The organism is Mesorhizobium sp. M0276 (assembly GCF_040321755.1).
Classification (GTDB): Bacteria; Pseudomonadota; Alphaproteobacteria; order Rhizobiales; family Rhizobiaceae; genus Mesorhizobium.
Window position 1 is genome coordinate 1 of sequence record NZ_JAMYSC010000109.1, and the last position, 10,396, is coordinate 10,396.

The window sequence follows — 10,396 nt, forward strand, 5'->3', positions numbered from 1 at the left end:
GCATGTGGTCGGCTATGGGCTTGAGATGGAAGCAGGCCCGGCCTGCCCAGTTGCCCAGTGTCGCCCGGTCCAGCTGGATGCCCTGTCGGGCGTAGATCTCGGCCTGCCGGTAGAACGGCAAATGATCACCGAACTTGGCGACGATGACCTGGGCGATCAGCGCCTCGGTCGGCAGGCCGCCGGGCACGATATGCTCGGGCGCATGCGCCTGCACGACGGCGCCCGAGCAGCGCCGGCAAGCGTATTTCGGGCGGCGCGTGACCAGCACGCGCAGTTGCGCCGGGATTGCGTCGAGCCGCTCGCTGACATCCTCGCCGATCCTGGCCATCTCGCCGCAGCCGCACGGACCAGCGTGCTCTTGGGCTCGATGATCCGCTCCACTCGCGGCAGATGGGCAGGCAAGTGACCACGATTGCGCTGGCGCGAACCGGACGAGCCGTCCGAACGACCCTGGATGACCCGCTGCGCCTTTTCCTGCGCGGCATCGAGCACGCCCTGCGCGATCTCCACGTCTTCGAGCGGCAGGTGGTATTGATCGGGATGCAGCTTCTCGGACTTGGCGCCGAACTTCTCGTGGTTGAGCTGGCTGACGACGCTCTCCAGGCGGCGGCGCGCCTCCTCGGATGCAGCTAAGGCAGCCTGGTGCTCGGCCAGGGTCGCTTGCGTCTGGGCCAAGAGCGCCTTCAAACGCTCGTTCTCTTCCTGGAGAACCGTCAGATTCATGCACTAAATCAAGCACATGAGTGCCGATAACGCCATTGGAGACAAGGCACCTGAGTCACTGTGCCACACTCATCCGGCCAGCTGCGGACGCCGTGCCCGCTCGGGGCGAACCAGTCTCCAATCCAGCCCTTCGAACAAGGCCGCGAACATCGCCGGCGACATGCGCATCACGCCGTCGCGAACCTGCGGCCAGACGAACTTCGAGCCCTCGAGCCGCTTGTGCACCAGTACAAGGCCGGTGCGATCCCACATCAAAATCTTGATCCTGTCAGCCCTTTTGGCCCGGAACACGAAGGCTGCCCCACAGAACGGGTCGAGGCCTAGCATCTCCTGCACAGCCAATGCCAATCCGTCCATGCCGCGCCGGAAGTCAACCGGCCGGGTCGCCACGTAGATCTTCAGATCGTTGCCCGGTGCAATCATCGCGAGGCCCGAACCGCTCGGATCACCTGCGACAGCTGTTCGAGGTCAACCGCCGTTCGGATCACCATGTCGTCGATCACGATCTCCACCTTCGCCGGCGTCGATTTCGATGGCCTCATCCTCCGCTGAGGCACCGATGTTTCGTCCACCATCAACTGCGCGAACATCGGCGCCATGCTTTCCGGCAGTGCCAGTTGTCCCTGACGAAGGCGACGCCGCCAATCGTAGACCTGCCAGCGGGTCGCGCCATGCTTGCGCGCGACCGCCGCCACCTGCACCCCCGGCATCAGGCTCTCGGCCGCAATCCGGGCTCTCTCGGCCTCCGAGCGAACCCGCCGTCCCGTTGGACCTTCCAGAACCTCGAGCCGGCCTGCGTAGCCAGCTGTTGGGACGTCCAAATCGACGTCCATTGCGTCTGCTCCCACGTAGGCCCTCCGTCTCTCGCGATCGGGGGGATTCTTCGCACATTCACCTCATGCGCCGCACGAGGGGAGCGGCGTGGCGCTTACAGCTGATTGAGACGGTGCGCGAAAAGTTCACTTGCCGCGACTGCGAGAAGATCACCCAGCCGCTGGCGCCGTTTCCATGCTACGCCGCGCGGCTTCATCGGTCCCAATTGCTGGCGACAATTCCATTCGACAAGTTCGGCATGCACACTCCGCTCCGTCAGAGCATGCGCTACAAGGCCGAGGGGGGATCGACCTGCCGCTGTCGACGCTGGCCGATCAGGTCCGCCACGGAACCTTCGCGGTCATGCCGCTCTTCCAGCTGATCGAGCGCCATGTGCTCGCGGCCGAGCGCCTTCATGTCGACGACACCACCATCCGTATCCTGGCGAAGGGCAAGTGCGCGACCGGGCGTATATGGACCTATACGCGCAATGACCGCGCCGCCCTCATGCTTACCCTCATCACCACTGCTCGCGTTAACGACTTCGAACCTGAAAGCTTGGCTTGCCGACGTCCTAGCCCGTATTGCCGATCTTCCGCCTCGCGTCTGCACGAACACTGCCTTAGCGTTGGAAGCGCCTGCGCGAAGCCGAAAAAACCGCCGATCAGCAGGCCGCCTGACCTTCACGCAACGTCATCATAGTGCCCGCGCGCGCACGCGCGTGTGCCAATCATGCGGTCTCCGCAGTATCCGGCGGACCGTCGTATGCGAGGATCGTGTCGACGCTGCTGGACGAGGCCCGCCCCGGCAGATCGACGGTGATCAGATCGCGCGGTGATCAAGCGGCGCCAGCCTCTGTATCGCCGCCTATGGCTTCTTGGTCTCTCTAAGGGACACGATTCCCCCCTCAACTCCAACTCGCGCCCAAGCAGCCAAATACCTGGTCTTCCCGACGGTTGTCGACCGCAATTCCCCCGATCCGACCAGAGCGGCACGTCCCGACCTCGATCCCAACCCTCAGCGACGCCTGACTGTGGCCCTGGCCAACCGTCTGCAACGATGTCCGTGCTGCATAAGGCAATGGGCAGTCCGCGTCAGGCTCGAAATTTATGACGCAGTAGTTAGGTGGAGCGGTTTGATTAGAGTTGAGAACGTCCTTTTCGATCAAGCACCCGTGGTGCAATAATCGGATCAGCGCTAACGTCGACGTCGGGCCAAGCGCGCGCCCGATTCTTCTTGAAAACACCCGGTAAATAGAATGCGAGTCCGGGGGTAGCAATATACAAAGAAGTCGCAAAACCGTTGAAGTTGGCATTGAAGTGATACTGAGACTTGACTACTACAAAGTCCTGCTCTCTAACGCGAACCCCGTGAAATTCGAATATAATGGGGTCGCTGATGAAGCCAGGTTTCGATGTGGCGATAATCTGTAAGCGATTGTCGATTTCAATAAGAGCCGTGTCGCCCATCGCCGCTGACTCGCCGCCAAAGTTGGGGCCGATAAGCTTGACGTCTTCGTGATTGATAACCTTCACGACGCCGTCGACATCGAACGGCTCATATTGTGGGGTCAACTTGCCACCGAGCCGCATCGCGAGGGTGGCTCCCACGCCGGCGGTATGCGCCTGTGCAACGGTTTCGGGATCGTGCACAGTCATCGCGCCTTTGAGGATGGGCTTGTAATTCATCGCCGCCTGAAGGATCAAAGTACTGTCGCCGGGTGCGCCAGCAAGTGTCCGGTCCCCAAGGTCGGCCAGGGCTTTGGGTAACCGCTCCGGCCTTTCTGCCACCGCATCGAGTGCCTCCTCAATGGTTAGAAGGTCATCATTGAATTCGTCACGTCGCGCCCAAAATTCTTGGGCAAACTCGTAGACGAGTTCTTCTGATTGAGGATAGCGTCTATTGCTCAGCAAGACCGCTGCTTGGCCCATATCGGTAAAGTCGCCGAAACGATAAGCGTTGTAAAGGCTGATATCGACGATTGCCGGCGTTGACTGCTCCAACGCCCGAGCGCGCGCGTGCAGTTGCTTTAGTGGACCCAGATGCGTCTCCAGCTTGCCCGGCGCGATCATGCGCGCCTTGGCGAGCGTGTAAACTGGGTCCAGCCTGCCATCAAGCACCTCGAAGACCAATTCGACAACACGTTTGCCAGTGTCGTGATAGTCGTCGTGCGGATTATGTTTGCAGGCGATGCAAATGTCTGCGGCTGACAACATGCTTGGCGTTATGTTGGCGTGGAGGTCTAGTCCGACGCCAATCACAACGTTCTCTCCTGCGATGGTACGCATATGGCCGAGGAAGTCACCTTCGACGTCGTCAAGCTCCGTTGTTCCCATTGCTCCGTGGAGATCGATGATGAGCGCATCAGGGCTCAAGCTATTGACCTGCTCTTCCCAAAAACGGCGTTGGTCAAGGTAGAAGCCATGATTGATCAGGCCGCTCGGCGCGATCATCGAGTCCGAGATCGGCAAGAGCTCAACGTCGTTCCGCTCCACCAACGCGTCTACAATGCCGCCAAGCGTTGTGCCATTTCCCCTCGCGTCCTGAATCAATTTATCTCCGCGCAGGACCATGATGCTTTCCGACATCGTCGGGCGTGCGTAGGCGTGAGATTCATGAAATAGCCGCCCGACTGCAATTCGTCTTGTCAATTTCGCCTCCACCTTCGCCCAGGCATTTTAGAAGCAAGACCTCTGCCTGAGCTTGCCGAATTGCCGGTATAGAGCGACAATCGGGCAAAGAGGTCGCCACAACTGGCTGAGAATCTAGGGATGGCAGATGTTTACTATCGACGGAACTCAGCCCGTTGATACGACATCCAACATCAAGTCCACCAGAGAACTAAATCTGGCCCCGCAAACCCGAAAAAGCTGTTCAGCACCAGGCGACGCTTTCCGTTGCCGGATTGACCCGTGACCCCGTGAACGAAACCGCCGTCGATCAGGGCGATATCCCCGGCCCTGAGCTGGAACTCGCGATAAGGAACGTCTTCAAGATAAGCTGCCGAATAGGGATATCCCGTGGTCTCCACACCTTGCGACTTTCGGTCGGCGACCGTCGGCTTGTGACTCCAGAGCCGCAGGTTGCCACCTTCCTCGGCCATGCTGGGGTAGAAGTTGAGCGCCGCGACGGTGTTGTGCGCCACCGCAGAAAGCTCGTAATCATTCCCAGCACATAAGACTTGAGCGACATCGTCGTGGGGGTCCAAGGAAAACGTACCGGTGCCAGACCAACTGAGAGCGCGACAGACATTGGCCTGACCCTGCTTCGAGTGGGCCAGTCTCAATTCAATGCCCTGGTCGTGAAGCTCGCGCTTCAACGCGTCGAACAATGCTCGGACGGGATCAACCAAATTGCCGAAAAGGGCGTCGACGTACGGTCGCGCAGTTTCTGACTCTGCGAAATACGTGGCTGCATCCTTCCTGTAGTGGGATGCGCCGACATATTCTCCGGGGACGCCATCTTTGCGCTCCCTGAGACCGGGACTGTCAACAAAGTTCGCGGTGATTTCTTCGGCTATTTCCGTACTGAAAGCTTGCTTGAAGTGCAGAGCGGTGATCTCACCTTTCAGGACTGAGACGATTTCCGCAGTGCTGATTAAGCCGGTTCGTTCCCTGATCGTAGGAGGCGAGATGGCAGGCGCTTGAGATGCTTGGTTAGTGCCCATTGGCTTGCTCCTTTAGTGCGTGATCTAGGATGGCGATGCCATGATCGAGTTCGTCGTCGGTGATGGTTATCGGAGGTAGGACTTTGATGACGTCGCGATTTGGTCCTGAAGATTCGATCAGCAGGCCATTTTCGAACGCGACATCGTGCACACGGCCGACAACAGCCTGTGAACGGCATTTGAGACCGGCCATCAGACCGCGGCCGCGCTTTTGTTCGATGCACGTGGGAAATTTCGCGACGAGGCTATCCAGGTGTGTTTGCAATTTGGCGGCTGTCCGCTCGACGCCCGCAGTGAACTGCGTGTCGGACCACAGTTTGCACATCGCCCCTGCAGTCACGAAGGCGAGATTGTTGCCTCTGAAGGTGCCGCTATGTTCTCCGGGATTCCAAATGTCCAGGTCGGGGCGAATCAGAACGATGGAGAACGGACTACCTGATCCGCTTAAGGATTTTGAAAGGCATACGATGTCGGGATCAATACCCGCGAACTCGAATGAGAAGAACTCGCCCGTTCGTCCGGCACCCGCCTGGATGTCGTCGACGATCAAAACAACACCATGCTTGCGGCAAATGCGCTGAATTTCCGTGAGCCAAGCAGCAGATGCAGTGTTCATGCCGCCTTCTGCCTGAATGGTCTCTAGAATGATTGCAGCGGGCCTTTCAATGCCGCTGCCTTGGTCGCCCAATACGAAGTCGATGTAGCTCGCGGAATCGAAATCTTGGTTCGGATATCCGTCGTAGGGGACACGGATCACATCGTGGCGAGCGACGCCGCCCAGATCCCTAGTTGACGCCGAACCCGACACCGCGAGAGAGCCAAGCGACATGCCATGGAACGCATTCGTGAATGCCATGACGCTCGAGCGTCCAGTATATTTTCGCGCCAGCGCCAACGCCGCTTCGGTAGCATTTGTGCCGGTCGGCCCAGGAAATTGTATCTTGTAGGAAAGCCCCCTCGGCTTCAGGATCAACTCCACAAACGTTTCAATGAATTCACGCTTTGCCACCGTATACATGTCGAGGGATAGAAGAATGTTCTCGCCAACTAGGTATTCAATTGCTGGTTCAATAATATTCGGGCTGTTATGTCCATAATTGAGGGCGCCGGATCCTACGAGGAAATCAATGTATGAGTTTCCGGCCTCGTCCCAAATTGTCGCCCCAAGGGCCCTCGTAAAGACTGCAGGAAACGACCGCCCGTAGCGACGAACGTTAGACTCATGAGCTGCAAAAACATCTGTATTCATTTCATGGTCCTCTGTATGTCGGCGTCGCATTCAGCGAGACATTGATTAAACGCGGTTGCCTCGTCGGACTGTCGAACCGTTTCGCCGAGGAGACCAGAACAGTCGGGGCGGAGTTTTGGAAGGTCGGTAACCTCAGACCTGTTTGTAACGCCGACATGCTCCTCAAAAATCCGCGACAAAACGGACACAGACTTGCGCGCAGCTCATTGCTGTGCAGATGCATTTGAACACCATCGCAGTCGTCACGCTGTTCACATGCCGATACCTCGCGGTCGGTGCGTGTAGAACGGGCTCAGTTCTAAAGGGTTCGCGCGGATGTCGATACTACGGCATCTGGTAGTTGACGCACGAGCGCGTCGATTGCCGGCGAGCAGGCTCGACCGATCAGTTCGCCCGCCCGATGCAGCCGCGCCAGAGTGACCGCGCCCCGTCTCAATGCGCTCGCCCGACTGTTTCGGAATCGGTGGCGCTACTACCGCACCGGCGTGACCAAGGACGGAGGCCCGACGCCAAGTCCGTGACCAGTCAATCCGGCCTCAAAGCAACCTTTTCCCAGGGCGGCCTATTCTCTCGGCGGGATATTTGCGCGCCGGCTAAATGATGCGGTATGTAAAACGCTCAAAATTGATATCCTCACCGGATGGAGGATGACAGAATATCACAATAGCGACTTTGTTTTAGCTATGTTTCGTTCGTGTAACGCTAGCATAAAATAACTTCAAATTAAAATAACTACGCCGATTGCATTGTATGTTAGAGCTTTGACGATGCTGGCCTGCTGAGGACGACGCGCGAAGCTCTAGCCTTACAGCCGGCAGCCTTGGTGCCAGTGACAACATCCAGCGCAAATGGCTACGGAGCAGAGACCATGGAACGCCCGCGGATGACTGTTGTCTCTCAACTTCGAGGAATCTCAACCAGAGTGTCCGACCAGTTTTCTTTGGTCCCGGCGATGCATTTCCCTGAAGCTGCCAGGGAGGCATTTGCGATGGAGTTTAGCCGATTTCTCGACCAAACCGACGGTGTTGCAAGATCCGAGCATTTGTTCGACTTGTTATCTGATTTTGCCCTGAATTTTGATTGTCCGTGGATCGCGTATGGCTCTCTTGCACCTGACCAAAAAGGCTTAAAGGCGGGCCGAGGCGATCTGGCGGTCATGCTGAATTATCCTCATGAATGGCAGCAGCGCTATTTCGAAATGGGTTATGACAGGATAGACCCCACCATCAAGAGGAGTCGGAGGCGAGCAGAAGCATTTCGGTGGAGCGAGTTGTATAACGACGAAAGCACGACTGAAGACGAACGGCGTGTTTTCGACGAGGCGGCGACGTTCGGCTTAAGATCGGGCATTAGCGTTCCGTTGCACGGCCCCGACGGTCGCTTTGCGATCATGAACTTTGCTCAAGCCTGGGACGGTGAACTCCAAAATAGAGCAATCACCTACTTGCAGCTCGCGGCGTTGCATTTCCATTTGAGAGTCGAAAAATTCGATAATTCAAGTGACATCGAGGAGGCACCTAATCTTTCTTCAAGAGAAAAAGAGTGCATCCTGTGGACGGCGAAAGGGAAATCGTCGTGGGAAATAGCTAAGATTGTGGGAATATCTGTAAATACTGTTAACTTCCACATAAAAAACATAATGCGAAAAATGGATACCAATAGCAGAACAACCGCAGCCATAAAAGCGCTAAAATTGAGAATTATTGAATTGTAAAGTCAAGCGATGGTTTTTATAACGAAGAAAGGAATTATTAGACGTCGACTGCCTTTGAAGTAGCGGAGGCAGTGCCCGAATAGGTCGACTTGCCGTCGGTTTGACTCACAACTGTTTGGGATCGCGTCCTTCTGCCCTGTCACAAATTTCTGTCACCGCCGAACCGTCTTTGCCCTGCTTGACAAGGATTCGACAGATAATTGCCGATCCAGTCTGAGACCGGCAGCACCTGAAGCGCCAAGAGCTTCATGATAATGTTGGTTCGGATCAGCCCGAGGGCCGTAACTGAAGGGCCCCATTGCGGCGGATGTGACACCTTCACTGTCAGCGGAGGTCGATCGGTCGCTAGGACATCCAACATCAAGTCCACCAGAGAACTAGATCTGGCCCCGCAAACCCGAAAAAGCTGTTCAGCACCAGGCGACGCTTTCCGTTGCCGGATTGATCCGTGACCCCGTGAACGAAACCGCCGTCGATCAGGGCGATATCCCCGGCCCTGAGCTGGAACTCGCGATAAGGAACGTCTTCAAGATAAGCTGCCGAATAGGGATATCCCGTGTTCTCCACACCTTGCGACTTTCGGTCGGCGACCGTCGGCTTGTGACAGACAGTTGGCCTGACCCTGCTCCGAGCGGGCCAGTCTCAATTCAATGCCCTGGTCGTGAAGCTCGCGCTTCAACGCGTCGAACAATGCTCGGACGGTATCAACCAAATTGGCGAAAAGGGCGTCGACGTACGTCGCGCAGTTTCTGACTCTGCGAAATACGTGGCTGCATCCTTCCTGTAGTGGGACGCGCCGACATATTCTCCGGGGACGCCATCTTTGCGCTCCCTGAGACCGGGACTGTCAACAAAGTTCGCGGTGATTTCTTCGGCTATTTCCGTACTGTGTCAATGACCGTGGAATCGGGACCCTGTATTTTCGCGCAAAAGGGGGGTCTGACGCACTCTCGATGATATTTTCTTTCAGGCAGCACCGATCAAACGTGCTTGGAGGAGGTCAAGCTTTCCGCGGCCGTACATCTGCCGTTTTACAAGCTTGAGCTTGGTGATCTGTCCTTCCGTCTGCCCGTTGGACCATGGCTCGGTGATCGCGGCGCGGACGGCAGCGCGGTCGCGAATGATGCCATTGGCGAAAGACGCGATGAGGCTTTTGCTGGCGTCGGCGATCCACGGCTCGAGCTCATCGGCGACTTGCTTGCGGATCAAGGAATGGAAACCAGCGATCAAATTGCGTGCTTCCACCAGCATGGGCACACCCGCCTCGATGACAGCGATCATCACAGTGTCGGTTTTGTTCAGATGATCGCGCGCCGTCGTCATCAACCGTGCGATCGTTCTGGCTGACGGCACCTTGTGGAGTTGCTGATCGGATGCCTGTTCGCCGCGTCGTCGTCGCCTTGCCCATTCGCTAACGACACCCAGACGTCCCCGAAAGCCCTTTGTCTTCAGCCGTCGCCAAAGCTCGCTTGCATTGTGGCAACCAGATTTCCATTGCCCTTCCAGCAAGGGCAGCCAGGCTTCGAGTGAACTCTGGCGGACGCGGAAGATATCGGTCCGCTGGCCACGGACCACTTGACGGACCAGCTTACGGCTGTGGCCGGTGCGACGCACTCTCCTTGATGGGGATGTCTTCGCTGGCAAGTCTCATGATTGCCGCGTTTGTCTCTTCACGCCGCAGATAGCCTTCGTATTGCAGCTTCTCCGCGTACGTGAGCAGGTCGGGATTGATCGTCGTAGCGCCGATCGCAGTTCGGATTGTCCGCATCGACTTGCGGACGGCGTCGAGGAAAGCCATTCTCCATGAGATGCCAGCGGTCGGCGACCTGAACCGCTTCGGGCACGCCTTCGCGGTCGCTTCACCGTAACCGCCGCCGGGGTCGCGCGAGACGGTTTCGATCTGAGGATAGTCGGCGAGCCAGGCCTCGACGGTGGCAACCTCACGATCAGGCAACAGCGTCACGATCCGCCGCCGCTCCAGATCACAGACGATCGTGCCGTAGCGATGGCCGTGACGGAAGCCCCAATCATCAATGCCGACAATTTTGAGAGGATCTGTTTGCAAACAGGCCCGTCGCCGCACCACCCGCAGCAGCGTGTCATTACTGACCGGGACCATCAGCCGCTTCGCAAAACTGGCCGCCGGCCGGCCGCCGAGCGCCAGCCCAAGATGATGAACGATACACTCCGATCGCGAGGTCCGGCGGGATCGCTCGGCGACAACGCAGTC

The 10,396-nt window shown here is 57.6% G+C and carries 6 protein-coding genes and 3 pseudogenes; 2 read left to right on the forward strand and 7 right to left on the reverse strand.

Annotation, left to right across the window (positions count from 1 at the left end; all coding sequences use genetic code 11):
* From NKJ01_RS35330 to NKJ01_RS35340, 3 genes and pseudogenes are all read right to left on the reverse strand, one after another.
* Window positions 1–723, reverse strand: a pseudogene (locus tag NKJ01_RS35330) (IS66 family transposase); the annotation flags it as partial.
* Window positions 724–792: 69 nt separating this feature from the next.
* Window positions 793–1,146 carry an IS66 family insertion sequence element accessory protein TnpB gene (tnpB, locus tag NKJ01_RS35335; RefSeq protein ID WP_352735153.1) on the reverse strand — a complete coding sequence of 118 codons (354 nt, stop codon included), beginning with the start codon at window positions 1,144–1,146 and terminating at the stop codon, window positions 793–795.
* The gene (locus tag NKJ01_RS35340; protein ID WP_352690386.1) at window positions 1,143–1,433 is read right to left on the reverse strand and encodes a transposase; all 291 of its coding nucleotides are present in this window, start codon (window positions 1,431–1,433) and stop codon (window positions 1,143–1,145) included. Before NKJ01_RS35340 ends, tnpB begins: the two co-directional genes overlap by 4 nt.
* Before the next feature lie 215 nt (window positions 1,434–1,648).
* On the opposite strand from NKJ01_RS35340, the pseudogene NKJ01_RS35345 reads away from it, so the two are divergent.
* Window positions 1,649–2,034 (forward strand): annotated as a pseudogene (locus NKJ01_RS35345) (IS66 family transposase); the annotation flags it as partial.
* 641 nt (window positions 2,035–2,675) lie between these two features.
* Here the strand turns inward: NKJ01_RS35345 and NKJ01_RS35350 are convergent.
* The 3 genes from NKJ01_RS35350 to ectB all read right to left on the reverse strand — a co-directional run bounded on the left by NKJ01_RS35350 (window position 2,676) and on the right by ectB (window position 6,452).
* Window positions 2,676–4,187 (reverse strand): M81 family metallopeptidase, encoded by a 1,512-nt coding sequence (locus NKJ01_RS35350; protein WP_352735155.1) that lies wholly within the window; start codon window positions 4,185–4,187, stop codon window positions 2,676–2,678.
* 173 nt (window positions 4,188–4,360) lie between these two features.
* Window positions 4,361–5,203: a 2OG-Fe(II)-dependent halogenase WelO5 family protein gene (locus NKJ01_RS35355; RefSeq protein WP_352735157.1), complete on the reverse strand. Its 843-nt coding sequence runs from the start codon at window positions 5,201–5,203 to the stop codon at window positions 4,361–4,363.
* The gene (ectB, locus tag NKJ01_RS35360; protein ID WP_352735158.1) at window positions 5,193–6,452 is read right to left on the reverse strand and encodes a diaminobutyrate--2-oxoglutarate transaminase; all 1,260 of its coding nucleotides are present in this window, start codon (window positions 6,450–6,452) and stop codon (window positions 5,193–5,195) included. The genes NKJ01_RS35355 and ectB overlap by 11 nt, the downstream gene beginning before the upstream one ends.
* Before the next feature lie 922 nt (window positions 6,453–7,374).
* Here ectB and NKJ01_RS35365 point away from each other — a divergent pair.
* Window positions 7,375–8,166 carry a LuxR family transcriptional regulator gene (locus NKJ01_RS35365; protein ID WP_352735160.1) on the forward strand — a complete coding sequence of 264 codons (792 nt, stop codon included), beginning with the start codon at window positions 7,375–7,377 and terminating at the stop codon, window positions 8,164–8,166.
* 966 nt (window positions 8,167–9,132) lie between these two features.
* Here NKJ01_RS35365 and NKJ01_RS35375 read toward each other — a convergent pair.
* Window positions 9,133–10,396: pseudogene (locus tag NKJ01_RS35375) on the reverse strand (ISL3 family transposase); the annotation flags it as partial.